General features: G+C 39.0%; 22 protein-coding genes. 9 read left to right on the forward strand and 13 right to left on the reverse strand.

Annotation, left to right across the window (positions count from 1 at the left end; genetic code table 11):
- Nucleotides 1-109: 109 nt before the first annotated feature.
- From DO88_RS12815 to DO88_RS12795, 5 genes are read right to left on the reverse strand one after another with little or no spacing between them, the layout of a single operon-like run.
- The gene (locus DO88_RS12815; RefSeq protein ID WP_033023843.1) at nt 110-2203 is read right to left on the reverse strand and encodes a type IV pilus secretin PilQ; all 2094 of its coding nucleotides are present in this window, start codon (nt 2201-2203) and stop codon (nt 110-112) included.
- Nucleotides 2190-2726, reverse strand: a complete 537-nt coding sequence (locus tag DO88_RS12810; protein ID WP_007378658.1) for a pilus assembly protein PilP — start codon at nt 2724-2726, stop codon at nt 2190-2192. Before DO88_RS12810 ends, DO88_RS12815 begins: the two co-directional genes overlap by 14 nt.
- Nucleotides 2723-3328 (reverse strand): type 4a pilus biogenesis protein PilO, encoded by a 606-nt coding sequence (locus tag DO88_RS12805; RefSeq protein WP_007378657.1) that lies wholly within the window; start codon nt 3326-3328, stop codon nt 2723-2725. Before DO88_RS12805 ends, DO88_RS12810 begins: the two co-directional genes overlap by 4 nt.
- Nucleotides 3318-3890: a PilN domain-containing protein gene (locus DO88_RS12800; RefSeq protein ID WP_007378656.1), complete on the reverse strand. Its 573-nt coding sequence runs from the start codon at nt 3888-3890 to the stop codon at nt 3318-3320. The genes DO88_RS12805 and DO88_RS12800 overlap by 11 nt, the downstream gene beginning before the upstream one ends.
- Nucleotides 3878-4957 carry a pilus assembly protein PilM gene (locus DO88_RS12795; RefSeq protein ID WP_007378655.1) on the reverse strand — a complete coding sequence of 360 codons (1080 nt, stop codon included), beginning with the start codon at nt 4955-4957 and terminating at the stop codon, nt 3878-3880. The genes DO88_RS12800 and DO88_RS12795 overlap by 13 nt, the downstream gene beginning before the upstream one ends.
- 131 nt (nt 4958-5088) lie before the next feature.
- Here DO88_RS12795 and DO88_RS12790 point away from each other — a divergent pair, with 131 nt between their 5' ends.
- A complete protein-coding gene (locus DO88_RS12790; protein WP_033038501.1) occupies nt 5089-7590 on the forward strand; it encodes a penicillin-binding protein 1A in 2502 nt (833 codons plus the stop codon).
- Nucleotides 7591-7634: 44 nt separating this feature from the next.
- On the opposite strand, the gene metL is transcribed toward DO88_RS12790, so the two are convergent.
- Nucleotides 7635-9980 (reverse strand): bifunctional aspartate kinase/homoserine dehydrogenase II, encoded by a 2346-nt coding sequence (gene metL, locus DO88_RS12785; protein ID WP_033038504.1) that lies wholly within the window; start codon nt 9978-9980, stop codon nt 7635-7637.
- Between the two features lie 5 nt (nt 9981-9985).
- Nucleotides 9986-11233 (reverse strand): cystathionine gamma-synthase, encoded by a 1248-nt coding sequence (gene metB, locus DO88_RS12780; protein ID WP_033028833.1) that lies wholly within the window; start codon nt 11231-11233, stop codon nt 9986-9988.
- Between the two features lie 199 nt (nt 11234-11432).
- Between metB and metJ the strand changes: the two genes are divergently transcribed.
- Nucleotides 11433-11753 carry a met regulon transcriptional regulator MetJ gene (gene metJ / locus DO88_RS12775; protein ID WP_007378651.1) on the forward strand — a complete coding sequence of 107 codons (321 nt, stop codon included), beginning with the start codon at nt 11433-11435 and terminating at the stop codon, nt 11751-11753.
- Between the two features lie 72 nt (nt 11754-11825).
- Here metJ and DO88_RS12770 read toward each other — a convergent pair whose 3' ends face one another.
- A complete protein-coding gene (locus DO88_RS12770) occupies nt 11826-13067 on the reverse strand; it encodes a malic enzyme-like NAD(P)-binding protein (protein ID WP_008137651.1) in 1242 nt (413 codons plus the stop codon).
- A 523-nt stretch (nt 13068-13590) separates the two neighbouring features.
- Nucleotides 13591-13806, reverse strand: coding sequence for a 50S ribosomal protein L31 (gene rpmE / locus DO88_RS12765; protein WP_007377245.1), 216 nt, complete (start codon nt 13804-13806; stop codon nt 13591-13593).
- Nucleotides 13807-14038: 232 nt separating this feature from the next.
- Between rpmE and priA the strand changes: the two genes are divergently transcribed.
- The 5 genes from priA to DO88_RS12740 all read left to right on the forward strand — a co-directional run bounded on the left by priA (nt 14039) and on the right by DO88_RS12740 (nt 19148).
- Nucleotides 14039-16225, forward strand: coding sequence for a primosomal protein N' (gene priA, locus DO88_RS12760; RefSeq protein ID WP_033028831.1), 2187 nt, complete (start codon nt 14039-14041; stop codon nt 16223-16225).
- A 20-nt stretch (nt 16226-16245) separates the two neighbouring features.
- A complete protein-coding gene (locus DO88_RS12755) occupies nt 16246-16773 on the forward strand; it encodes an SPOR domain-containing protein (protein ID WP_007377247.1) in 528 nt (175 codons plus the stop codon).
- 79 nt (nt 16774-16852) lie between these two features.
- The gene (gene hslV / locus DO88_RS12750; RefSeq protein WP_002958366.1) at nt 16853-17371 is read left to right on the forward strand and encodes an ATP-dependent protease subunit HslV; all 519 of its coding nucleotides are present in this window, start codon (nt 16853-16855) and stop codon (nt 17369-17371) included.
- Between the two features lie 11 nt (nt 17372-17382).
- Nucleotides 17383-18711 (forward strand): HslU--HslV peptidase ATPase subunit, encoded by a 1329-nt coding sequence (gene hslU / locus DO88_RS12745; RefSeq protein WP_007377248.1) that lies wholly within the window; start codon nt 17383-17385, stop codon nt 18709-18711.
- A gap of 62 nt (nt 18712-18773) precedes the next feature.
- Nucleotides 18774-19148: a gamma-butyrobetaine hydroxylase-like domain-containing protein gene (locus tag DO88_RS12740; protein ID WP_033038506.1), complete on the forward strand. Its 375-nt coding sequence runs from the start codon at nt 18774-18776 to the stop codon at nt 19146-19148.
- A 30-nt stretch (nt 19149-19178) separates the two neighbouring features.
- Here DO88_RS12740 and DO88_RS12735 read toward each other — a convergent pair whose 3' ends face one another.
- The 3 genes from DO88_RS12735 to DO88_RS12725 all read right to left on the reverse strand — a co-directional run bounded on the left by DO88_RS12735 (nt 19179) and on the right by DO88_RS12725 (nt 22747).
- Nucleotides 19179-21059: a methyl-accepting chemotaxis protein gene (locus tag DO88_RS12735; RefSeq protein WP_007377250.1), complete on the reverse strand. Its 1881-nt coding sequence runs from the start codon at nt 21057-21059 to the stop codon at nt 19179-19181.
- 120 nt (nt 21060-21179) lie between these two features.
- The gene (locus tag DO88_RS12730) at nt 21180-22211 is read right to left on the reverse strand and encodes an MJ1255/VC2487 family glycosyltransferase (RefSeq protein WP_007377251.1); all 1032 of its coding nucleotides are present in this window, start codon (nt 22209-22211) and stop codon (nt 21180-21182) included.
- Nucleotides 22208-22747: a phosphatase PAP2 family protein gene (locus tag DO88_RS12725; protein WP_007377252.1), complete on the reverse strand. Its 540-nt coding sequence runs from the start codon at nt 22745-22747 to the stop codon at nt 22208-22210. Before DO88_RS12725 ends, DO88_RS12730 begins: the two co-directional genes overlap by 4 nt.
- A gap of 205 nt (nt 22748-22952) precedes the next feature.
- On the opposite strand from DO88_RS12725, the gene rraA reads away from it, so the two are divergent.
- Together rraA and DO88_RS12715 are read left to right on the forward strand one after the other, a co-directional pair.
- Nucleotides 22953-23450 (forward strand): ribonuclease E activity regulator RraA, encoded by a 498-nt coding sequence (rraA, locus tag DO88_RS12720; RefSeq protein WP_007377253.1) that lies wholly within the window; start codon nt 22953-22955, stop codon nt 23448-23450.
- A 1-nt stretch (nt 23451) separates the two neighbouring features.
- Nucleotides 23452-24501, forward strand: a complete 1050-nt coding sequence (locus DO88_RS12715) for a formimidoylglutamase (RefSeq protein ID WP_033038507.1) — start codon at nt 23452-23454, stop codon at nt 24499-24501.
- Between the two features lie 41 nt (nt 24502-24542).
- On the opposite strand, the gene DO88_RS12710 is transcribed toward DO88_RS12715, so the two are convergent.
- Complete coding sequence (locus DO88_RS12710; RefSeq protein ID WP_198022402.1) at nt 24543-26225, reverse strand: bifunctional diguanylate cyclase/phosphodiesterase; 1683 nt, start codon at nt 26223-26225, stop codon at nt 24543-24545.
- Nucleotides 26226-26250 lie beyond the last annotated feature (25 nt).

The following is a 26250-nucleotide window of genomic DNA, read 5'->3' on the forward strand; positions in this document are numbered from 1 at the left end:
GATTATCTCAGTAATTGCTGGGGTATTTCAAGTCAATTAGAATAAAAAGCCATATAACGAGCAATTAATCTGAATAATCGCCCATTGGTTAACAAAAACACGCCTAATTTTAGTCTATTTGTATTTTTGGTGTTACAAAAATAAGTAATTCTCTCTTTTCGTTAAACTCACTTGTACTCTTAAACAGCCTTCCTAAGTACGGAATATCACCAAGTAGAGGTACTTTTTTAGTCGAATTTATGATTTGCTGCTGAAAAATACCGCCGAGCACGATTGTTTGCCCATTTTCCACTAGCACTTGTGTCTGAATTTGCTGAGTATCAATTGCAACAGCTGGCCCAGTTCCTGTTTGAACTGTATCTCCTCGCGTATCTTGAGTAATAATTAAATCCAAAATAACTTTATTATCTGGAGTTATATGAGGGGTTACTTGTAAACTCAGTACTGCTTTTTTAAAGCTAACCGTTGTCGCACCACTAGAAGCTGACTCAACATAAGGGATTTCAGTACCTTGCTCTATTCGTGCTTGTTGTTGGTTTGCAGTAGTAATACGAGGGCTCGCAATAATCTCACCTTTGTTTTCTTCCTCAAGAGCTGTTAACTCTAAATCAATCAAAGTACCGTTAGCTAACTTGGCGATATGCATGCCGATACTTGCTGATGGGTTTGTCACGGGTAAATTCACGTTTAAACGATCAGAGATATCAGGAATGATACCATTTGATATTGTATTAGCGCCTTCAAGTGTACCTGATATGCCATCACTGCCCTGCTGGTCGCTAAACCCCCAGCGCACACCTAAATCTTCGGTTACATTATCACGCACGGTTACCATACGTGATTCGATTACAACCTGTCTAACCGCTATATCAAGTGTTTCGACCATGCGTCGCACGCTCTCAATACTTTTGGCCGTATCTTTGAGCAATAATGTATTAGTACGCTTATCAACAGATACGCTACCACGTTGAGTGATAATACTATTTGTATCTGTTTTTAATAAATCAGCAAACTCTTCTGCTTTTGCGTAGTTTAAACGAATGTATTCACTGTAAAGCGGTTCTAAGTTTTCTACGTTCTGCTTTGCTTGTAAATCTTTAGCTTCACGTGCAGCAAGCTCTTCTGATGGCGCAACCATCAAAATAGAACCATCCATACGCTTGTCTAAGCCTTTAATTTTAAGAACAACATCAAGCGCCTGATCCCAAGGCACGCCATCTAAGCGCAATGTAATATTACCTGTCACCGAGTCACTAGTGACTAAATTAAAATCATTATAGCCCGCTATGATTTGTAACACTGCACGAACAGAAATATCTTGAAAATTTAATGTCATTAGGCGGCCTTGGTAATCTTTACCGCCATCTAAATATGCATTTTGCGTTTCGTCTCTTTCCACCGTTAAAGTAAGAATATTATCTATTTGTTGGTAGGTAAAAGTAAAAGCGGCATTTGGTTCAATAACAACGCGGCTTAATCCATCTTCTTTAAAAGTTTCAATGCTGCTTACTACGGTGCCAAAATCGAGCACATCTAACTCATACAGTAAGTCATCTAAAATATCTGTATGATGAAAATCAGCAATAATTTTACCACCACTTTCATGCACTTCTATTGCGGCTTGCGTATCTTGTAAGAACACCAGTATTTTTGCCTCGCCCTTCTCCCCCCGACGAAAGTCAATAGACTGAATCCGATTGATATAATTTCCAGACACTGCATCAGAGCTAGTTGCTTCATCATCAACGTCTTGCTCTGTTAATGGGTTATCAGAAACACGTAAAGACACTAAATTATTATTAACTTCCGTCTCATAGATTTTCAAACGAGTAAGATTTATTGTTACTTTTAATCCCTTATCAGTAAGTACATTAGTAACATTGTTAATGCCAGCTTGGTTTACCTGTACATTTTCAAGACCTTGCTCTAATTGTGCCGAATCAAACATCATTTCAATTCGTGCCGGGCTATTAAATACTTGTATTTTTGGTTCTTGCGTTAACTTTTCATCAAATACCAGCTGCAACTCGGTTTCACCCTTGAGTAATGGGTTATAACGAATATCATAGAGCAACGGCGCTGCAATAGCTGAATTGGCTATAACCAGAGCTAAAGTTGCAAATAGAGCTCGTTGAATACGGTTGTGCCAAAGTACACCCTTATGCATTTTGTTCTTACCTTTTTTGTTATTAACCTGCGCCATTGGTTGCCGCCTCTAACATTTCTAATTTAGTCAGGCGCTCTTTCCAACAACCAGACCCATCTGGGATTAATTCTATTAACTCAATATAATCATTATTTACTGATTGTACTTTGCCATCATAGCTACCTAAATAATTACCGACTGTAATACGATGTAAAGTATCGTCTGTAGCTGTAATGAGCGCCCAAGCTTGTCCACTTGATCCGATTGTTCCTTTCATAGATAAATTATCCAGTGGGTATTTTTCTAAGGTTTCACGTTGGCGTTCAGGATCCGGATGTAAACAATTTTTAACTTGAGTTAATTTGTTTTGGATTATTTCAGGCTGCGGGGCCACAAAAGGACTCCTTAGCTGCCCAGCGTTATATTCAAAATGCTCGAACTTTGTTAATTCAGGAATTGCTTCAACTCTAGCAGTCGTACTCGCTTTAACTTGATCTATAAACTCTTTTTGTTCTGAGGTATCGTCGTTACAACCACTTAGCAGGAGAGCAACTATAGGAATAAAGGAAAAATGCTTCACTTTACCTCCCCTTCTTCATAGCGATAAGTTTTTGCCACCACACTAAATGTTAACTGCTTTTCGCCTGAGGATGAAATAGAAAAGTCATGTAAGCTCACAATACGCGGCAATTGAGCCACTTTTCCCACAAATTCACCAAACTCATGATAAGTACCTACAACCTCTATTTTAATAGGTAGCTCAGTATAAAATTCTTTTTCAACTTCTGGCAGCCAGCCAATCTTTAAAAAAGTTAAACCACTTGTAGTTCCAACATAAGATAAATCATCTAACAAACCAGGGGTTTCATTTGAGGTAGGTAAACGCTTTAATAATTGAGAAAATTTCTCCTCCATTTTAAGCATTTGTTCACGATAAATATCAAGCCTGCTGGCTACAGCATATTTGGTACGATAAGTTGTCCGTAATTCAACTTCTTTTGTAACCGCATTATGGTAACTATCAATTTCATCAGATACCAATAAGCTATAACTAAAAAACAGCACTAAAGCAGCAACAAATGTAGCGCAAATAACCTTAACAGCAATTGGCCATTCGCCAATATTATCAAGTTCAATCTCATTCCAATCAATATCACTAAACGCTTTTAAATCAAGGTTCATTTGGAACCTCACCAATTTTATCAAATGGTTTAACGTAAAACTCCATATTGAAATCACTAAGTAAACGAGAAGATTGATTGCCAGCAACAATGCCTTGCATTGTTGGGCGCTCTAATAAATATGAGTTTTGTACTTCTCTAAGCATGTTGGAGAGGCGGTTATTTGATTCACTGCGCCCTAATACATGAATTCTATTGCCTCGACGTTCTAACTTAGTTAAATAAACACCAGCGGGGACTATTTTAGCAACTTCATCCATTATTTGAGTGCCTAAATTACGACTGCTCTGTAATTCTTCAATTAGGTGCATACGTTGTTGTAAGTTTTCTTTCCTATAATCTAAATCTCTAATATCACTAATTTTCTTATCTAATAGACTAATTTCTGAACTGAGGTAGTTATTTTTTAAATTCTGTCCATCCTTCAAAGCAGTATAGAACGAGTTCAATACATACATACTTGCAAAACAAACAATAACAACAGCAATTAAAATAGTAACAAATTTCTTTTTTGACTCTTCGCGTTGCAATTCACGCCAAGGTAATAAATTTATATGTGGCATGATGAAAAATTCCTTAATGCCAGTCCTGTCGCAATAGCAAACTGTGTTCTATGGCGTTGCATTACATTACGGTCTACCTTGGGAGAAATCTCCATATTCGTAAACGGTTCTACAACAATGGAGTGGATACCAAGTTCTTCTATTAATAAACGATCTAGCCCATTTATCATGGCCGTTCCACCGGTTAGAACAATATAATCAATTTGGTCTTTACCGCTGGTAGTCAAAAACATCTGTACCGCTCGACGTACTTGTTGAAGTAATGATGTTTGAAAAGGAGCAAGTACTTCAAAAGTGTAATTTGGCGGAAGATCACCCGATGTTTTTCCAATTTCAGCTTCATCGAACCCTTTATTATAGTAAGCAACAATACTATTGGTATATTGATCGCCGCCAAAAACTTGATCGCGGGTATATATTGTTTCACCGGCTTGTACAACACTCACCAACATCAACACAGCACCAATATCAACTACAGCAACACACTTATTAAAGGCATCGCTTGGTAACTGCTTGTAATAAACATCCATCGAACGGCTCAATGCATAGCTTTCTACATCAACAACTTTCGCTTCTAAATTTGCAACTTCTAAAGCGCCAACTCGCGCTTCGACACTTTCTGTACGGGCTGCAGAAAGTAACACATTCATTTTACTTGGATCGGCTTCATTTGTTGATAATTTTTCAAAATCTAAGCTAACTTCATCAAGGGGGTATGGAATAAGACTATCAGCCTCAATTTCAATTTGTGATTCAAGTTCAGCGTCAGTTAATGACACATCCATAAAAATAACTTTAGTAATAACTGTTTGGCCAGAGACGGCTACAGCAGCAGATTTTAGTGATTTTGGTAACTTTCTTTTTAATTTTGATATTACATTACCAATTGCTTCAATATCTTGAATAATACGTTCGCTCATTGCACCCTTAGGCATTGGTTCAATCGCTAATGCTTCAAGACGAAATCCAGTTTCAATTTCACTTAAAAGTACCGCCTTGATAGAGTGCGATCCAATATCAATTCCTACCATCATTTTTGACGGCTTTTGAAATAGTTGACTTAGCATGTTTGAAACTTGGCCTTTGTTTTAATAATAAACAAGTTATAATTTTTATCTTAAAAAATATTATTCATTTTTTAATCAATATATACTAGCAGTCTCCATACATAATTGGGAGTCCATTTAGGGAAATATAAGTGATTTTATTAAAACGAACTTTACAATTTTTTATCATTTGCACATTACTTGGGCTGATTACTTTAATCAGTCTTTATTACTACGTTAAACCTGATATTCCAAGTGTGCAAGTTTTAAAAGATGTGCAATTACAAACTCCTATGCAAGTATTCACTAAAGATGGCCTTCTGATCAATCAATTTGGTGAAAAAAGACGGATCCCCGTAACGATTGACGAAATACCAAAACCTTTAATAAATGCATTTTTAGCAACTGAAGATAACCGTTTTTATGACCATGTGGGAATAGACCCTATTGGTATTGTTCGTTCTGCATTGGTTTTGATTTCAACAGGCGAAAAAAAGCAAGGTGCAAGTACAATAACAATGCAGCTAGCTCGAAACTTCTTCTTAACTCGTGAAAAAGCTTATATTCGTAAAGTTAAAGAAATTTTTATAGCGCTTCATATAGAAAATTTACTAACGAAAGACGAAATTCTTGAACTCTATTTAAACAAAATAGAACTAGGTAACCGTGCTTTTGGTATTGGCGCTGCTGCACAGGTATATTACGGAAAAGAATTAAAAGATCTTACACTTGCCCAAATGGCGATGATTGCCGGCTTACCCAAAGCGCCATCAGCCTTAAACCCGATCCGTAACCCAACTCGCGCAAAATCTCGTCGCAATGTTGTTCTTGGCCGCATGTTAACAGAAAACTACATAACACAAACACAATACAACGATGCCATCAGGCAACCTATTACAGCTTATTTTCACGGTGCAGAAATTGATCTGTATGCTCCTTATATTTCTGAAATGGTGCGTGCAGAAATGGTGGCACGTTACGGAATCGATAAAGCCTATAACTCAGGTTATAAAATATTTACTACTGTTGAGTCAAAAGTTCAAAAAGCGGCACAAACAGCACTCATCAATAATTTACACAATTATGATATGCGCCATGGTTATAGAGGCTCTGTTAAAACGTTGTGGGATCCAGAAACACAGCCTGTATTTAGCAAGTCTCAAATGCTCAGTGAGCTAAAATCTGTAAATGAGTTTGGCCAATTAAAAGCGGCCGTTGTAATCGCAGTGAATGACAAAACAGCTGATGTATTACTTAAAAGTGGCGAGCAAACCACACTGACTTGGGATAACCTAAAGTGGGCTCGTAAATACATTACGCGTTATCGCCAAGGCTTTGCACCTAAAGCAGCCAATGAAATACTCGCACCCGGCGAACAAATTTGGTTACGTAAAAATACCGACGGTAGCTATTTACTTAGCCAAATTCCTGAAGCATCTAGTGCCATCGTTTCTCTTGACCCACAAAATGGGCGCATTAAAGCGATTGTGGGTGGTTATAGTTTCGAACAAAGTCAATATAACCGAGCAGTACAAGCTAAGCGCCAAGTAGGCTCTAATATAAAACCTTTTATTTACTCTGCTGCACTGGAAAAAGGCTACACCTTAGCCTCAATATTAAACGATGCACCAATTAACCAATGGGATAAAAGCCAAGGTGTTGCATGGCGACCAAAAAACAGCCCCGCTGTGTATAATGGACCTATTCGTATTCGTCGTGCTTTAGCACAATCTAAAAACGTTATTTCGGTGCGCTTGTTACGCGGAGTTGGCCTACAGCGTACGGCAGAGCACCTACTAAAATTTGGCTTCAAAAATTCAGATATTAATCGCAGTGAATCACTTGCGCTTGGTAGCGCTTCTATTACGCCGCTTGAACTTGCACGCGGTATGAGTGCTTTTGCAAATGGCGGGCATTTAATAGAACCCTACTTTATTTCTGAAATTCAAGATGCTTATGGTGACGTGTTATTTAAAACAAATCCAACAGAAGCTTGTGACGATAGCGATAGTACGTTAAGCGTATTGAACAACGATGTAACAATGCAGAATTTCGAAACTGAAAAGCAACAAGAAAAAAAATGCGCACCACGGATTATCTCTAAACAGAATGCATTTTTAATTGCTGATGCAATGCATAGTGGTATTTGGGGCGGTGGTAGTTGGGCACATAAAACAGGCTGGAGCGGAACAGGCTGGCGTGCTCAAGCATTAAAGAGACGTGATCTCTCAGGTAAAACAGGCACGACTAATGACTCTGTAGATACTTGGTTTAGTGGCTTTAATCGTAATGTACTAACGTCTGTATGGGTTGGGTTTGATAACCCCGGTAACTCGTTAGGCCGCTCAACATATAATAACAACCTTGATAGCAGTCAAATCTCAGGGGCAGAGTCAGGGGCTAAAACGGCGCAACCAGCATGGATTGAGTTTATGAAAGTGGCACTTGAAGATGCACCAGAAGCGCCTATAGAACCACCCGAAGACTTAGTATCTATTCGTATTGATTTAGCAACAGGTTTACTGAGCCACAAAAACGATTACACAAGCCGCTTTGAATATTTTGACAAAGGTACAGCCCCAACTAAGTATGTACTTTCCCAACCTACCGATATATTTGAGGAAGATACAAAAACAGAAGAAGAGCTATTTTAAATAGCGTTAAATAAAAACGGCAGCCACTTTAGGCTGCCGTAATACTACCTTAAATTTTGGACCAGCCAATACAAATCAGAATGTACACCCGCTGCAGTGACCTCTTTACCAGCACCAGGGCCTTGGATAACGAGCGCGTTATCGCTATACCACTTACTATTTATAACAAAAATATTATCTCCTGGCGTTAAACTAGCCAAAACATCACTTTGTAATACATACGCGATACCGACTTTCGCTATTACTTCATTTTCTGCGATTTCGAGCAAGCCTGTATAACGAAGCACCGAATTTTGTGCCTTAGCTCTCTTTGCATGCTCTTGAATAAAGCTATCTAACTGGGACTTTTTACTTAAAAAATCATCCCAACTCCCTTGCGCAAGTTCATCAGGCATCAATGCCGAAAGACTAATATCCTCAAGATTTAATTCAACCCCCAACTCTCTGGCTAAAATAAGCAATTTTCGCTGCATATCACGCCCAGATAAATCCTCGCGAGGATCGGGCTCCGTAAAACCCATTTTTTGCGCTTCAAGCACTAAATCTGAAAATATAATCGAACCATCATACTTACTACACAACCACGATAACGTCCCAGAAAATACGCCCTCAATACGTGTTATTTTATCGCCACTATTTTGTAAATCAGCAAGCGCAAAATTAATGGGTAAACCAGCCCCCACACTGGTGTTATAACGCCAATGTAAGTTGCGTTCAGAGATACTTGTACGTAGTGCTTTATACCAATTAGTAGGAGCTGTACCTGCATACTTATTAGCGCTTATTAAATGACAATCCATTTCTACAAAATCAGGATATAACCGGCTAAACTTTTCACTCGCTGTTATATCTACAATCACTTTATGTTCGTAATCAAGTTCATCAATTGCATTTAATAATGTTTGGTTTTGATAATCAGACGCTTCAAGTTGAAACTGGGTTTTCCATTGCGATACACCAATCCCATTAGGATTAAAAAGCATTTTTTGAGAGCGCACTAAGCCAACAAGCTTAATACTAAAGTCATCTGACAAGCGCTCAACTTGAGTAGATAACTGTTCAATAAACACCTCACCTACATTACCAAGTCCAGCGACTATTAAAGCAATTTCCTGCCCTTTGTTAATCAGCTTATCGTGTAATATGCTAAGTATATCGCTATCAATCACTTGATCAGTAAGTAATAAAATATAGCCGCTATCTTGGTGTGCAAATCGTGGTTCAATCGCATGTGCATTTAATAAATTAATCGCCAATAAGTGCAATTTACTAATATCTTGCTCTGGCGCAATCACAGCACACCCGTGTAAGCTCGATTCGTTAATATTAGCTCGACCTTCAAAATAGCTAATAACCTGATGCGTCGAAATAGCTGGCACAACTAAGTACGTCTCACCATTTTGACTAAAGTGATGCAAGCTATGCTGAATAAGCTGACTCACATGCGCAATATCTCCTTCACTTAAGTTTTCAACTATTAATAAATCAATATTTTGTAACGTTGTTATAAAGCGCTTTTGCTTGGCACTACCTTCTTTAACGATGTCAGTAGAGCTAGCTTGTACATCAAAGCTACTTCGTACTGATAATTTTATATCCGTATTTTTAAGAGGAGATAATGTTTTAGCATGCAATACGGGGTTACCTAGTCGTGCTAACAAATTGGCCTGTCCACGACACACCTTCGCGTATTTAATCGCTTTACTAACTTTACGAGGGTCGGTACTAAATACACCTTGTGTGTCAGTCCAAATACAGACTTGTTTTGCATGACAATAATTAGCGAGTAAGGTCGCACTATAATCACTTCCATTACGACCAAGCGTTACAGTATCCCCTGCTGTATTAGCTGCAATAAATCCAGTTACAACGTTAATTTTATTATGCGCAATTAAGTTTGCGCACTGTTGAGTATTTTGTTCATGTAATAACTGCCCATCATTTAATGTAAATAAAGCACGCGCATCGTGAACACACGCATCAACATTAAGCTCCTGCAGGTAAGCAGCGAGTACGCGTGCTGACCATAACTCTCCATGAGCAAGCAATTGGGCTTCTTGTAGCTGCCCTGTTTGCGCTAACAGCGTTATTGTTGATAGCTCTTCATTCAATTTTTTTAGAGCGTTACACTTTGTATTAGCTTGTAATAACTGCTCTATTAAATCTATTTGATGATTATTTAACTGTAATAAAATATCAGCAATTACATGTGTATCTTGCTGCTGGTAACTTTGCCATAACTTAACTAGTGTATCGGTTGTTTTCCCAGCTGCTGATACCACAACGCAATCACCAGGTTGTGTGTGCTCTAATATAATACCCGCAACACTTTTGTAACGCTGTGCTGAACTTAAACTCGAACCGCCAAATTTATGTATATTTTTAGTCATGTTAGTTACCAAAGCGCGGGGTAAGCGGCACTTAACTTAGCATCACCGCTCGATGTTCCCGCACCTTTAGTTAATCGATTTGTATTGTTTTTTCTGCCAGGTTTTACAAGTGTAAATACACGTTCAAGATCTGCTAATAAATCTTCAATGTCTTCTATTCCGACAGAAACACGAATAAGCGTATCACCAACGCCGGCTTCTAAGCGCGCTGTTGCATCCATCCCTGCATGCGTCATGGTCGCAGGGTGGCATATTAAGCTCTCAACGCCGCCTAGCGACTCAGCTAAACTAAAGTTATGTAGACTAGTTAAAAATGCCGCTGCATCGTTTATGTCGCCTTTAATATCAAAGCTAACCATGCCACCAAAACCAAGCTGCTGTGCTTTCGCTAATTCATGTTGGGGGTGCGACTCAAGCCCAGGGTAATAAACTTGGCTAACGAACTCAGATTCTTCGAGATACTGAGCTATTGCTAATGCATTTTCTTGATGCTGCCTTAAGCGCACATTTAAAGTACGTAAACCACGAAGCGTTAAATAGCTATCAAAAGGTGCCCCTGTGATACCAATGTTATTAGCCCACCAAGCAAGCTCGTCACCGATCTCTTGTGTTGCAGCAATAACAGCACCGCCCACTACATCTGAGTGTCCGTTAATATATTTAGTGGTTGAATGCACCACAATATCTACACCAAACTTAATCGGATTTTGTAAAGCAGGCGATAAAAATGTATTGTCAGCGGCCACCAGTGCGCCACACTGCTTAGCAATATCAGTAACCGCTTTAATATCAGTTAAACGTAGTACAGGGTTACTTGGTGTTTCAATCCAAATGAGTTTTGGTTTAATTACTAATATTTTTTGAAGACTTTCTGGTTTTGTTAAATCTAAAACCTCAAGCTTTAGCAAGCCACGCTTTTGCAGGGACGTAAATAAACGGTAGCTTCCACCGTAGCAGTCGTGTGGGATCACTAACGTGTCGTCGTGATTAAGCAGCTGAGTTGCTAAATGTACAGCCGCCATGCCTGTGGCTGTAATTATGCCGCGTACTCCCCCTTCGAGCTCAGCAAGGGTCTCAGCTAAGATATCGCGGTTAGGATTACCGCTGCGGCCATAATCATATTGGCGTTTAGTATCAAAATCGGCAAACGAATAAGTAGTCGATAAATAGATTGGCGCGACAACTGCACCGTGGTGTTTATCGGCTTCAACGCCACTACGGACCGCAATGGTTGCTTTGTTTTTTTCGCTCATATTCGTCACCTGATTAATTTGGATGTTTAGACGTCTAAAAGAGTAGTTTATTCAATTTGAGATGTCAAAACATTTAAACAGCTAGATGGCCAAACAACTAGTATTTGACTATCTTTTTTAAATCGATAGAATTTCACGCATATTCACACGCATTTTAGCGCATGTGAGCAATTAATAATCTGAGGCAACGATACATCTTATGGCTAAATGGAATGGTGAGTATATTCACCCATACGCAGAACACGGGAAAAAATCAGAACAAGTTAAGAAGATCACCGTTTCGATCCCACTGAATGTATTAAAGGTATTAACTGACGAACGTACTCGTCGTCAAATTAATAACCTGCGTCACGCAACAAACAGTGAGCTGCTATGTGAAGCGTTTTTACATGCATTTACAGGCCAACCTTTACCTAATGACGATGACTTACGTAAAGATAACGCTGAAAAAGTACCAGAAGAAGTGAAAAAAATAATGCAAGAAATGGGGTTAGAAGTCCCTGTTTTAGATGACGAATAAATAGATAAAGTAAAATAAAAAAACCTCAGTAATTACTGAGGTTTTTTTATGATTAAATTTTACGGTATAGATTTACTGCATATAGCTTTCTGGCAAATCAATTTGTGCCACACCCGACTCAACAGCAGCAAGAGCAACCGCTCTTGCTATACGTGGTAATAAACGTGGATCCATCGGTTTTGGAATAATATATTGAGCACCAAATTCCAGCTTATCAACACCGGCAGCTTTTAGGACCTCTGCTGGTACAGGCTCTTTTGCAATACTACGAATCGCTTCTACTGCTGCTATTTTCATTTCATCGTTAATTGCACTTGCGCGCACATCTAGTGCACCACGAAAAATAAACGGGAAACACAAAACATTATTCACTTGGTTTGGATAATCAGAACGCCCTGTCGCCATAATTAAATCGTTGCGCGCGCTGTGTGCTAGTGCGGGGTCAATTTCAGGGTCGGGGTTTGAGCACGCAAACACAACCGGCTTATCAGCCATCAGTTTTAAATCATCGGCTGCTAACAAATTAGGCCCAGATACACCAACAAATACATCAGCATCAGCAATAACATCTTGCAACGTACGCTTATCCGTATTGTTAGCGAATAGTTGTTTGTACTCGTTTAAATCATCACGACGAGTATGAATAACGCCTTTACGGTCAAGCATGTAAATGTGTTCACGCAGTGCACCACACTTAATTAACAGTTCCATACAGGCAACGGCAGCCGCACCAGCACCTAAACATACTATAATAGCCTCTTCTATCGATTTCTCTTGCACTTCAAGTGCATTCAACATACCGGCGGCTGTTACAATTGCAGTGCCGTGTTGATCGTCATGAAAAACCGGAATACTACAGCGCTCAATCAATGCCTTTTCAATTTCAAAACACTCTGGGGCTTTAATATCTTCAAGATTAATACCACCAAATGTATCGGCAATATTAGCAACCGTGTTAATAAAGTCTTCTGTTGTTTTATGCTTCACTTCGATATCAATAGAATCAAGGCCTGCAAAGCGCTTAAATAACAGCGCCTTGCCTTCCATTACAGGCTTTGATGCCAAAGGGCCTAAATTACCCAAGCCCAAAATTGCAGTACCATTAGTGATAACTGCAACCATATTACCTTTACCGGTATATTTATAAGCATTTGCAGGATCAGCAGCAATTTCACGCACAGGTTCAGCAACACCTGGGCTATATGCTAAAGCTAAATCTTGAACCGTTTCGGCAGGCTTGGTTAGCTCAATGCTGATTTTTCCTGGAACGGGATGAGAATGGTAATGTAGTGCTTGTTCACGAAAGTCTGACATAACGCGATTGTATCCTGCAATTTAAGTTAAAGTGAGAGGTGTTGTCTGGGTTACGATACCCTTATTATTTTTAAATTCCAAGCAATATCAGGTCTATCCTGTTATATGCTAGATTCATTAATTTTAAGAGGTTTTTCAGTAACTTTGCGAAGATATAGCGACATTTCATAAATAGAAATTCATATAAAAAGCATTTTTAGAGGTACTTTTAGCCGCGAGCCATTTTCTCTAAAAACGACTATCAAATTTTTAGTATAAATAACTATAAACAGCTTAATAGTCTACTTTAAAAACATTTATCTTCACGTTAGCTACATTTAACAACTTAGTTAAAAAATGAACACTTCAAAATATAGAGACTATTACGTACTTTGTCTGCAAAGGTTTATGCATACTCAGAATAAGAACAAGAAATAGTTATGCAAAGGAGATAACGTATAAATAGGCAGGAAAAGCACGTAAAGATAAATTTCAGGCACAAAAAAAGCACCCTAAGGTGCTTCTTTTAACTAAATAGCAAAAATTACTTCTTGCTACCAAGTGCACCGAAACGCTTGTTGAAACGATCAACACGTCCGCCAGTGTCTAAAACTTTTTGCTTACCAGTGTAAAACGGGTGACACGCAGAACATACGTCTAAGTGAATGTTTTTACAAAGAGTAGAGCTTGTTTCGAATTCATTTCCGCATGAACATGTTGCTGAAATTACTTCGTACTTAGGGTGAATACCTTCTTTCATAGAAACCTCTAGTTAAGGCCGCATCGCTCTCCAAACCCGTAGTTTGGTACCATACGTCGTTAAAACAAATTTGTTGGTGGCGGATTTTATCCAACAACTACCGAGCACACAAGGTTTAATTATAATTTTTTGCTAAAAAAGTAACCAAATAATAAAATGACTATAATTTGCTAGTAGGTTTTTAACTGTATATTTAGTACATTACACCATTAATTTTATTGGTTGAGTTGTTATGCGTTTTGTTGAAGTTGCTATTAAAGTCCCATTACCGCGCACCTTTGATTATAAAGTAGATGAACAGCTCTCAGGCTTGGTTTCTGATCTGAAGCCCGGAATGCGCGTTTTGGTACCCTTTGGTAATCAGCGTAAAGTGGCTGTTATATTAGCAGTAAAAAAGAGTACTGAAGTACCCGAGAGTAAAATTAAAAGCATTTTTGAAGTTATCGACGATACCCCAATATTATCTAGCGAACATTTAGATCTCCTTAGTTTTACAGCGCGTTATTATTGTTACCCACTCGGCGAAACGATTCATATAGCTCTGCCTAGTGCACTACGCCAAGGTGAATCACCAGACAAAACAAGCATTAACATGGTAATGCTTACCGAAAAAGGCGCTAAAGTACCGTCATTAAAAGCTAAAACTCAACTCAACTTATTAAAGCAGTTATCACAATCAGGTAAGTCATCGTTAACCGAACTAAAAGCACTTGGCTTTAGTAAAAAAACAATAGATAGCCTCATTGCTAAAGAACTCATCACACAAACTATCGAACACGATAACCAATGGCAAAGCGTTGCGCCAACCGTCGGTAGTAAACCTGTACTTAATAAAGAACAAGCAGTGGCCTGTACAGCAATCAATCAAAGTACCGGTTTTAGCAGCTTTTTATTAGAAGGCGTAACGGGCAGTGGTAAAACTGAAGTGTATTTACAGTGCTTAGAAGAAGTATTAAAACGTGGCGAGCAAGCCCTCGTACTCGTGCCCGAAATCGGCCTAACACCGCAAACGGTAAACCGTTTTCGTCGCCGCTTCCCAGATACACCTGTTATGCTTTGGCACTCAGCACTTACCGACAACGAACGCCTACAAACATGGCGATTTTGTGAAAAAGGCAGTTGTGCGATAGTTATTGGCACACGTTCGAGTATTTTTCTGCCATTTTTAAAACTCGGTATGATTGTTGTTGACGAAGAACACGACTCGTCATTTAAACAACAAGATACCCTTCGTTACCATGCTCGTGATTTAGCCGCTTATAGAGCTTTTCAGCATAAAATTCCGCTTATATTAGGCAGCGCCACACCCGCGCTTGAAACGCTCCACAAAGCACTTAATAACAAATATCAGTTATTAAGCTTAACCGAGCGCGCGCAAACAGCCACCGACAACCAGTTTAAGTTACTCGATATGAAAGGTCAGCCCGACCAAGCAGGTATTGCACATGCTAGCCTTGCCACTATGCGACAGCATTTAAACCGCGGTAAACAGGTTATGGTGTTTTTAAATCGTCGAGGTTTCTCACCCACTCTTATTTGCCATGAGTGTGGCTGGCTAAGTGAATGTAAACGCTGCAGCACCAGCGCCACTTTTCACAAAGCGATTGGGCAAATGATCTGCCATCACTGTGGCGACCAGTACCCTGTTCCTCACCAATGCCCTGATTGTGGCAGCACGCAAATATTTCCTAACGGCAAAGGCACAGAGCAAATTGAAGAATTTTTATCAACCGAATTCCCTGATACACCCGTTACTCGCATAGACCGCGATTCAACTCGCCGTAAAGGTAGCCTTGAAAAGGCACTCGATGAAATTAACTTAGGGGGGGCGCGTATTTTAGTAGGCACACAAATGCTTGCTAAAGGTCATCACTTTGCAGATGTAAGCCTCGTTATAATTTTAGACGTTGATAGCGGGTTATATTCATGCGATTTTAGAGCGACAGAGCATTTAGCACAGTTAGTTACTCAGGTAGCTGGTCGTGCAGGACGTTCAGGGGAGCCTGGCCAAGTATTATTACAAACACACTTTCCAGAGCACCCACTTTTACAAGACTTAGTTAATAACGGTTATCAGGATTTTGCCCGTTTTGCCCTTAGTGAGCGCGATGATGCGGACTTACCACCCATTACAAACATGGCCATTGTCCGTGCACAAGGACATAGTATTAAACTAGTCGTCGATTTTTTGACGGATTTGGTTCCTGTGAATGGGGTATCTGGTATACAATTGCTCGGTCCGATCCCTGCACCTCTTGAAAAAGTCGCAGGTATGTATCGCTTTCAATTACATATTCAAGCGCAAGATCGTCGCATATTACATCAGTACCTTGCGCAAATGGTTGATTATTTAAGCTCAAGCAAACTTGCACAAAAAGTGCGCTGGAGCTTAGACGTAGACCCTATAGACATGATTTAGGTTAAGGCCAAAATAACGCTATGGCACAGCACGATTACATTAACAAAAAACCAGCAAATAGAAAAAACACTAAAAAAGCACCCACTAAAAAACCATTTCCAATTTTTTTAGTGAGCATTGCTATTTTACTTGTAGGTGGTTTCGTTTACGGATTATGGTTTATTAAAAGTAATGCCGATCCAAAACTTGTCGAAAAGCAAGCTCACCCAACTGCGCCTGAAAAAGTAGAAGTTGTTATTCCACGCACGCCGGAATTTATTAAAGAAATTAGAAACCACGAGATTCAAGTTGAAGTAAAAGAACTTGAGCAAAAAGGTCCTTATGTTATGCAATGCGGTTCGTTCAGAACTCATGCACAAGCTGAATCGTTAAAAGCTAAAATCGCATTTGCAGGGCTCATTTCTGAGATAAAACAGGCTGAAGGCAGCAATGGTACTTGGTATAAAGTACGTTTAGGCCCTTATAAAACCAAACGCCAAGCCGAAAGCGATAAAAACAAACTTAAACGTGTAAAAATAGTCGGCTGCGGAATTTGGGGCTGGACTTGAAAATAAACCATTCACCCATATAACCTCATCATAATCGTTTTTTACGAGCTGCCTCTGCAACTCGATGATGAGGAATAACATGACTACTATCGTAAGTGTTCGCCGCGGCGACAAAGTTGTAATTGGCGGCGATGGCCAAGTGTCCCTTGGTAACACCGTAATGAAGGGCAACGCCCGCAAAGTTCGACGCCTTTATAATGGCAAAGTAATCGCTGGTTTTGCCGGCGGTACTGCTGATGCCTTCACTCTTTTCGAACGCTTTGAAAGCAAATTAGAAATGCACCAAGGAAACCTAACTAAAGCCGCAGTAGAAATGGCTAAAGATTGGCGAAGTGACCGTGCACTTCGAAAACTCGAAGCGCTGCTCGCTGTAGCAGACGAAACAGCCTCTTTAATTATTACCGGTAACGGTGATGTGGTTCAGCCAGAAAACGACCTAATTGCAATTGGCAGTGGTGGTAACTTTGCCCAATCAGCAGCAACAGCCTTATTAGAAAATACCGACTTAAGCGCTCGTGAAATAGTAGAAAAAAGTTTAACTATTGCAGGCAACATCTGCGTATTTACTAATAACTTCCAAACAATCGAAGAATTATAATAGGAACTATTATGTCTGATATGACCCCAAGAGAAATTGTTCACGAGCTAGATCAGCATATTATAGGTCAGGCTAAAGCTAAAAAAGCAGTAGCTATCGCGCTTCGTAATCGCTGGCGTCGTATGCAATTAAATGAAGATTTACGCAGCGAAGTAACACCAAAAAATATTTTAATGATTGGTCCAACCGGCGTAGGTAAAACAGAAATTGCACGCCGTTTAGCAAAATTAGCGAATGCGCCATTCATTAAAGTAGAAGCTACTAAGTTCACTGAAGTTGGCTATGTTGGTAAAGAAGTTGAGACAATCATACGCGATTTAGTCGATGTATCAATTAAAATGACTCGCGAACAGCAGACTAAAAAGTTTAAACATCGCGCCGAAGAAGCAGCAGAAGAGCGCATTTTAGATGCCCTTTTACCTCCTGCAAAAGACCAATTTGGCGAAAGCCAACGCGACGATAATTCATCAACACGCCAAACATTCCGTAAAAAGCTACGTGAAGGTCAGTTAGATGATAAAGAAATTGAAATCGATTTAGCACAAGCACAACCAAACGTAGAAATTATGGCGCCTCCTGGTATGGAAGATATGACCAACCAGCTACAAAGCATGTTTCAAAACATGGGCGGCGATAAGCGTACTAAACGTAAACTAAAAATCAAAGAAGCCTTCAAACTATTAACGGAAGAAGAAGCCGCTAAATTAGTAAATCCTGAAGAGCTAAAAGAACAAGCTATTTTTGCAGTAGAGCAAAACGGTATTGTGTTTATTGATGAAATAGACAAAATTTGTAAGCGCGGCGATTCTTCAGGCCCTGATGTGAGCCGAGAAGGTGTTCAGCGCGACTTGCTACCGCTAATTGAAGGCTCAACAGTAAACACTAAACACGGCATGGTTAAAACTGACCATATGTTGTTTATTGCCTCTGGTGCGTTTCAGATGGCAAAGCCATCAGATATGATCCCAGAGCTACAAGGTCGCTTACCGATTCGAGTAGAACTTGAAGCACTCACTGCAGATGACTTTAAACGCATCCTTACAGAGCCTCATGCATCGCTTACTGAGCAGCAACGCGAGCTACTTAAAACTGAACAGGTATCAATTGAGTTTAGTGATGATGCAATTGAGCGTATTGCTAAAGCCGCTTGGCAAGTTAACGAAAAAACCGAAAACATCGGTGCTCGTCGTCTTCATACTGTAATGGAAAGATTGATGGAAGAGATTTCATACGATGCTTCTGAAAAAGCAGGTTCGTCTTTAGTAATCGATGCCGCTTATGTTGAAAAACACTTAGGTGCACTTGTTGAAGATGAAGACTTAAGCCGCTTTATTCTATAAAACGAATATAAACGTTATACTAAAAGCCTCCATATTGGAGGCTTTTTAATGGGATATATTAAATGAAACACGTAACAAAAGTGCATTACCACAGTGTGAGTAAAAACCTAGATGTTTACTTTGATGATGACAGCCAAGCCGTCTTTAGCTGTGAATTTTTACGTGTTCACTCCCCTTCTGCTGAAGTGCAAGGCCATGGCTCTGGTCCAATGAAGCTAGTACTTAATAAGCAAGATGTAGGAATAAAAAGTATTGCACCTGTTGGACACTATGCCTTGCGCTTAGATTTTGATGATGGCCATAATAGCGGGTTATTTAGCTGGCACTATTTTGTAAAACTGCAAGAGCAGCACGATACATTGTGGACTGAATATTTAGAGCGTGTAATTGAGCTCAAGCAAAGTAAAGACAGTGTACCAATAAAGTTTATTCCTTAAACTTTATTGGTTATTTTTTACAAGCTTTATTTATACCTTAAACTTATCAATCGCGCTAAATAACACACGAGCCTGCTCAGATACTTCTTCACTTGTTTGTGCATTGTTCGCGGCATGCCCTGATGCATCTTGAGCAATATCACGAATACGCACTACATTTTTATTAACCTCTGACGCCACTTGGCTTTGCTCGTCAATTGCGACGGCTATTTGAGTACTCATTTCCATTATAGTTTGTACATCTTCCGTAATTGCACCTAATAATTCTCCAGCCTTAATCGCTTGCGAGGCACTTTCATCGCCTTGTGAACGACACTGATGCATAATACTCACAACTTCTTGAGTGCGCTGTTGTAATGTATTAATAATCCCTTCAATCTCGCTAGTAGACTCTTGTGTACGTTGTGCAAGTGAGCGGACTTCATCTGCTACTACGGCAAAACCACGACCATACTCACCAGCTCGAGCAGCTTCAATTGCAGCATTAAGTGCGAGTAAATTTGTTTGCTCAGCAATACCACGGATCACATCAAGCACAGAACCAATTGTCTCCCCATCTTTTTCGAGCTGTGATACCACACTCGATGCATTCCCAAGGGATTCAGATAGGTCTCTAATATGCTTAACCGTTGAATCCACTTCATTACGCCCTTGCTGTGCACTTAAGTTGGTCGATTCCGCTTTTTTGGCTGCTGCTTCGGTATTATGAGAAATATCTTGAATAGTCGCCTGCATTTCAGTTGCCGCGGTTGCTACCATATCTGCTTCATGAAGTTGCTCTTGCATACCTGAACTTGTTGCTGCAGTGCTTTCTGATAAATGCTCAGTGGCTACATTAAGCGTATTTAAAGCCGTGTTGACTTCATTTATTAAGTTTCTAAAGTCACCAATGAGGCTATTAAAATCGATTGTCATGGTGGTAATTTCATCTTTACCTGTTTGCTCTATCATCACACTTAAATCATTATTACGACGAATGTCGTTAATGGTGTGATAAACACGCTCTATAGGTACAATGATTGAGTGACTGGTAAAGTAAACAAGCGCTAGAACAATCACACCTGCAATTACAAAAACCAAAATGGCTAAAAATTGTGCTTGCTCTACACTCTTTTCAACTTGTAGTTTTGTTTCTTTAACAATTTGAGTAACAATTACATCGCTTTTATTGACGCTTTCTCGCATCACACCTAACGCACCAGAATTAAGGTCTAAACCTAATGCTGTTTGCGCTTGTACAAGTGTTTCAAACTCATTTTGATACATATCAATCAAAGGGGTTATTTTTGCTTTGTAGCTGCTTAGCAGATCAGTCGATGCTATCTGTTGCTTAAACGTATTTATGCCTTCATTAAAACGCCCTAGGTATTTAATATCAAATCTCAGCATGAAATCTTTTTCTGAGCGCCTAAGTTGCAACATAGATGATAAAAGCTTGTAGTTTTGCTGCTCTTTCAGCAGTACTTCGACTTCATGCACAGCAGCTCTGAGCTTACCATATAAGCCATCTTTAGGATTCAGCCCAATCTCTTTTTGTAATTTAACAACAGTATTAAAATCATTGTTATAACTATTAATTAGTTGCTCAAAATGCTCAACCTGAGCAGCAGAAATACCTTGTTGGCTCATTGATTGCTTTAATTTTGTAATTTTACTACTTAACTGCTTAAAATCAGTTTCAAATTCAGTTAACGCTTCTTCGTGCTTATAAAATAGAAAATTTTTCTCATGTTTACGCAGTGCTAGTGCATGTACATTAAGCTCTTCTGCTAATTGAATAGTCTTATTTAAATTTAAGGTTGTACGTGATTCAAAAATGATCACACATAAAAGAATCACCATAGCTAAACCAACAACGACTGCGTTTAATTGCAAACGTCGTTTAATAGTTAAATTTTGTAAAAAAATCATCGCAAACGCCTTTATTAAATATGCTTTAATATTATAGCTTATTGAGTCAAAGCAACTAATTAAATTAATAAATTTTTATTTTATATAGTTATTTAGTGTTGTTAATTTTAGTTTTCATCATTATAAATTCACACTTCCCCATAAACCTTTATGTAATGAGTGTGTATTATTCCATTGTTTTTTAAGCAGCCAAAAAATTAAAGGAGCGGGATCACTGGGGTAATTAATCTGTTTATTTTGTGGCGCAGTATTCCAATCATCAAGCGCTTGAGGATTTAAATAACTCATTACATGTGCCATACCCATTGCAAGTAGCGTTTGTGCATTAGCGCCTTGCTCAAACTGTCCGTCTAAAGGTTTTAATAATAATTTTTTTCCTAATTTTAATGCTTCACTAGCAAGCTCAAACCCTGCGTTTCCTATTACGCCACTTGTATTTGCTAAATCATTTAAAAAGCCAGTGCGTGAAGGGGAACGCAAATGTATATGCCCAATAGATTGATTACAGGCGTGCGGGTGATAACAATAAAACTCTTTTTCGGGGAAGTCTTTTAAATAATCTATAATGCTGTCTAAATTTTCGAAAGGTAAATACACCAATACTTTATTCATAACCGCCACTGGATTGCCATGTTGATGATTAGCAATAAAAGGGGGAATAATATTATGCGCGAAAGGCTGCCAATGAACACCTAAATACGTATTGGCTGGTGCGTAGTATTTAATAAGTGACTTACGTAAAATCCCGCGACTAAACATAGGCACACTACTGGACAAAAATGCGGCCTGATGGCTAATTCCAACAACCGGAATTCCAGCTCTTTTTGCAGCCCATGCAGAAACTGGCTCAAAGTCATTGAGTACAAAATCATACTGTTTTACATCGAGCGACTTTATATCTGCAAGCAATTTACAAGGGCGCGCATTGCTAACTGTTCGATAGCTTTTTACTTGACCATTTTCTGTATCAAAAGATAACCCCCGAAAACTTTTATACTGCCCAAACTCTTGCATATCAAAGTAGTCTTTTTTAGCACGTCCCGAAAAAATATAATCAACATCAATTCCTAATTCCTTAAAACCACTAGCCATGACCCGAGCGCGAGTAATATGACCATTCCCAGTACCTTGAATACCATATAATATTTTCATTCAGGCACCACTAATGCTAAAGAAAATATCGCACATGAACTACCAACCACAGCACCTAGAATAATATCCGCGGGAAAATGAACCCCGAGTACAACTCGAGAAATTGCCACTCCCGAGGCCCAGCCAAATAGTAGCCAAGTATATTCAGGAAAAAAATGGCTTAAGATCATCGCGACTAAAAATGCAGCTGCACTGTGTCCTGAAGGTAAACTAAATTTATCACTAGGTACTATGTAAGCGTTTGTAACTAAACAATCGCACGGCCGAACCCGAGCAAAACGATTTTTAGCTAAAAAGTAGATAGGTCTTTCTATCGCAAATCCGAGTAGCAAAGTTACTGGTAATAACTGATATGGTTCATTGTTACTTAACCACCATACAGCCCCACATATGAGTAGATAAAGGCCACCATCACCACTTTTTGATAGTCCAAATGCGATTACTTTCAGCCATGAAGGCGATTTACAATTAAACAGAGTTAAAAATAATTGCTCATCTATTTGAGCTACTTTTTTAAGCATATTATTACCATCCATCACTTACTCCTAGCTGCATAATATATGAACACTGTTTTAGCTTAGGTGTTGTAAATAACAATTGCGTGACGCTTTTAAGACACTATTGTTGCTTTTATTGATTCCCTTCTTATTTTGCCTAAATTTACTGCGATTAAGTCGTTGTTATTGCTTATGAGGAGGGTATACTGAGGTATAAATTAATGTACCTTTTGAGGATAAAATAATGGATTACAGCACTTCTGATTTATGCGACCACTTTGCTGATGTGGTTGACGTGCTAGAACCAATGTTCATCAACTTTGGTGGTCGCCACAGTTTTGGTGGTCGCATTAAAACGGTTAAATGTTTTGAAAATAATGAACTGATCCGCGAATTACTTTCTCAAGATGGTACTGGCTTAGTGCTTCTTATTGATGGCGGTGGTTCAACTCGTCGTGCGCTTATCGACATCGAAATAGCCGAACTTGCACTCGAAAACAACTGGAATGGCATTGTTGTATACGGCGCAGTACGTCATGTCGATGAGCTTGAAGAACTTGATTTAGGTATTCAAGCAATTGCCTCAATACCGGTTGCTGCCGACAGCGAAGGTGCTGGCGAAGACGCAATAGGTGTTAACTTTGCTGGTGTATCATTTTTTGATGACGACTTTATTTATGCTGACAGTACTGGCATTGTTTTATCTGCTGAAGAACTAGAATTGGAAATCGTAGAAGCATAACGTGACCAAGCATTTAAAGGTATATGATGAAAGCGCGGTTAAAGCGATTTGCTCTATCCGCGCAAACGAAAAAAAAGCTTGGCAAGCAATGGCCTTGCTCGATACTCAAGTTAATGTGCAACAAGCACTTATTGATGCCGGACAGTTTGGTATTCGCTATGTATTACTCGGTATTTGCGAAGATATTGGCCCCAAAGCAAACCTAGGAAATGGCGGTGCAGACGAAGCGTGGCCGGCTTTTTTAAAGCGTTTTTTAAACCAACCTCATAATCAATTTATTGCTACACAAAAAGTACTTTTATTAGGTGAAGTCAATGTTGATGATCTAATGGCAAAAAGTAAGCAGCTTGATAATCAACAGCCTAAACAGTTAAATCAATTACGAAATTTATGTCAGCAACTCGATGAACGAGTAGAGAATGTATTATCCCTTGTATTTAAAGCAGGTCTTGAGCCAATTATTATTGGCGGGGGGCATAATAACTGCTTAGGTATTATTCGTGCTTTAAGTAAATATAAAAATACACCGGTTAATGCCATAAATTTTGATCCTCATGCCGACTTTAGAGACTGTGAAGGCCGTCACAGTGGCAACGGTTTCCGGTATGCGTACAACGAACAACTCTTAAATAATTATCACGTGATTGGTTTACACGAACTGAAAAACAATCAAGCTATTCTTGAAGCTATGGCTAACGCTAATTTTAAATTTAATAGCTACCAATCGATAAAAGTGAGACGGGATATTACACTCACTCAAGCCGTTAATAATGCACTAAATAGCTTTGATAACTTACCACTTGGAGTTGAAGTAGATTTAGACAGCATTTCTTACATGCCAGTAAGTGCCTATACGTGCAGTGGGTTTAACGTGGACGACAGTGAGCACTTTGTGCATTTAGCCGCTAAAAACCGTCAGTCTCAGTATTTACATTTATGTGAAGCTGCACCAAATCAGCATCCAAATAACGTTGAGAATGGCATACAACACTGTGGGCAAGTAATTAGCGCGCTAGTGAATACCTATTTACAAGCTAAAGAAGGCCTTTAGTAAACGCCTTACTTTTATTGAAATAAAATTAATACTGCTATTTACCGTGAAGTAGGAGGAATATATTCCCCTTGTGTTAACTGCCACTGCTTTAGCCAGCTCATTAAACCAATACTACTCAATGGATGACCAAAGTAATAACCTTGTGCAGCATAAGCATTTAAACTTTTAACAAATCTCAGTTGCTCAAACGTTTCTACGCCCTCAAAAATAACTTTAGTCTTTTGCTGGTTATGCATTTCAACCATGCCACTAATTAAACTACGTATATTATTTTGATTGCTAAAATCAGCAGTTAACGACGGTGCAACTTTAATATACTCAACAGCTAAATTGGGTAATTTAGACAGTAGTACTGGATTATCACCGAGCCCATCAACACAGACTTTTAATCCAATGTTATTGAGCCTAGCAATCATCGCCCTACCTTTATTATCTAAATTGGTAAAAATGTGTAACGGGCATTCAACAATTAAATCCCCAGCCTCAAGTTGATGTTCACTTGTGATGCGGTCAACAAACTCAACAAACTCTTCATTAAGCATTTCAGGACCAAATACATTAATACTAAGCGGTATTGCTATCCCTTCTATACGCAATGCCATTGCGAGTTCTGCCGCACGCTCTATCACAAAAGTAGCTAATGGATAAGCCAATCCTGCAATTCTAATATCATCAATAAATCTATTTGCAGATAAAATACCTTGCTTTGGATGCTGCCAACGTAACAACAGTTCTAAAAATTCTATTTTTCCATCATCATTACGAATAATTGGTTGAAAATAGAGCTCTAGTTCACTTGAAAAGTCGATATTAGCTAACTCTTTTAAGCGTGCTTGTTGCTCTAGTTGCTCTACCATCATTTGCTGATGATACGGGACCACCTTTCGTTGAGGGTGACTATCAAGCGCTAAATATGCGTAGGAGATTAAATCATCAAAATTATTTTCTTGTGCCCCGCAATCCACATAACTTGCTCGTGCGTTAACCTCTACGGTACAGTTTGCAACGTTGAAAGGTTTTAATGTTGCACCAAGAATGTGCTCTATAACGTGCTCATGAAGATGATTTTGAGTCGCCAAACTACAAATAAAGGCAAAGTTAAGTCCACCTAAATGCGCCAGTTTTTCTTGTGACCCTAAATCAACAATCTCATCGTTTTCTAATAGTTTTTTTATTCTATTTGCTGATTGAGTCAGTAATAAGTCACCGAAATCTCGCCCTATTTGCTGGTTAACTTGTTCAAAGCCCTCTAGGCGAATAATGACTAGTGCTGCCTTTATGGGTGTATCATCACACCAGGCATAATAGCCTTCTCGTAACTTTTTTCTGTCTGCAAAGCTAGAAAGTGGTGAATTTTCAATAAATATTTCTTGTGCTTTATCTTCGACAATCACTTCCTCAGCCAATTCATCTTCACTGATAAAACCGGCAACAGCTAAGAATAAAATAGCGATAACAATCCAAAATAAAGGGATTGCTAATAATAAATGTGCAGAAAATAGTACAACAAATAACAAACTAGCAAACGAGCTGATGATGATCATAGTCCAATTACTACGCTCAAACGCCTGCCACAAATGAAAACAAAACCCAAAGGCAAGTAAAATAGCTAACCAAGCAGTACCCAGACTTAAAATTGCTAAACCAACAGCAGCAATGCATAGGTAGCTAAACTTCATACCGCTATTTTTTATAGTAAATAAGGACGCGATCATCGCCATTAACAAGGCACCACTAAAAAATATC

The organism is Pseudoalteromonas sp. S3431 (genome assembly GCF_000690035.1).
Lineage (GTDB): Bacteria > Pseudomonadota > Gammaproteobacteria > Enterobacterales > Alteromonadaceae > Pseudoalteromonas > Pseudoalteromonas fuliginea.

What these genes read in the sequence shown, in the direction of transcription:
- DO88_RS12815 (WP_033023843.1), bottom strand. Translation starts at nt 2,203, where the DNA reads ATGGCGCAGGTTAATAACAAAAAAGGTAAGAACAAAATGCATAAGGGT.
- DO88_RS12805 (WP_007378657.1), bottom strand. Translation starts at nt 3,328, where the DNA reads ATGAACCTTGATTTAAAAGCGTTTAGTGATATTGATTGGAATGAGATT.
- DO88_RS12800 (WP_007378656.1), bottom strand. Translation starts at nt 3,890, where the DNA reads ATGCCACATATAAATTTATTACCTTGGCGTGAATTGCAACGCGAAGAG.
- DO88_RS12795 (WP_007378655.1), bottom strand. Translation starts at nt 4,957, where the DNA reads ATGCTAAGTCAACTATTTCAAAAGCCGTCAAAAATGATGGTAGGAATT.
- metL (WP_033038504.1), bottom strand. Translation starts at nt 9,980, where the DNA reads ATGACTAAAAATATACATAAATTTGGCGGTTCGAGTTTAAGTTCAGCA.
- metB (WP_033028833.1), bottom strand. Translation starts at nt 11,233, where the DNA reads ATGAGCGAAAAAAACAAAGCAACCATTGCGGTCCGTAGTGGCGTTGAA.
- metJ (WP_007378651.1), top strand. Translation starts at nt 11,433, where the DNA reads ATGGCTAAATGGAATGGTGAGTATATTCACCCATACGCAGAACACGGG.
- DO88_RS12770 (WP_008137651.1), bottom strand. Translation starts at nt 13,067, where the DNA reads ATGTCAGACTTTCGTGAACAAGCACTACATTACCATTCTCATCCCGTT.
- rpmE (WP_007377245.1), bottom strand. Translation starts at nt 13,806, where the DNA reads ATGAAAGAAGGTATTCACCCTAAGTACGAAGTAATTTCAGCAACATGT.
- priA (WP_033028831.1), top strand. Translation starts at nt 14,039, where the DNA reads ATGCGTTTTGTTGAAGTTGCTATTAAAGTCCCATTACCGCGCACCTTT.
- DO88_RS12755 (WP_007377247.1), top strand. Translation starts at nt 16,246, where the DNA reads ATGGCACAGCACGATTACATTAACAAAAAACCAGCAAATAGAAAAAAC.
- hslV (WP_002958366.1), top strand. Translation starts at nt 16,853, where the DNA reads ATGACTACTATCGTAAGTGTTCGCCGCGGCGACAAAGTTGTAATTGGC.
- hslU (WP_007377248.1), top strand. Translation starts at nt 17,383, where the DNA reads ATGTCTGATATGACCCCAAGAGAAATTGTTCACGAGCTAGATCAGCAT.
- DO88_RS12740 (WP_033038506.1), top strand. Translation starts at nt 18,774, where the DNA reads ATGAAACACGTAACAAAAGTGCATTACCACAGTGTGAGTAAAAACCTA.
- DO88_RS12735 (WP_007377250.1), bottom strand. Translation starts at nt 21,059, where the DNA reads ATGATTTTTTTACAAAATTTAACTATTAAACGACGTTTGCAATTAAAC.
- DO88_RS12730 (WP_007377251.1), bottom strand. Translation starts at nt 22,211, where the DNA reads ATGAAAATATTATATGGTATTCAAGGTACTGGGAATGGTCATATTACT.
- DO88_RS12725 (WP_007377252.1), bottom strand. Translation starts at nt 22,747, where the DNA reads ATGGATGGTAATAATATGCTTAAAAAAGTAGCTCAAATAGATGAGCAA.
- rraA (WP_007377253.1), top strand. Translation starts at nt 22,953, where the DNA reads ATGGATTACAGCACTTCTGATTTATGCGACCACTTTGCTGATGTGGTT.
- DO88_RS12710 (WP_198022402.1), bottom strand. Translation starts at nt 26,225, where the DNA reads ATGGCGATGATCGCGTCCTTATTTACTATAAAAAATAGCGGTATGAAG.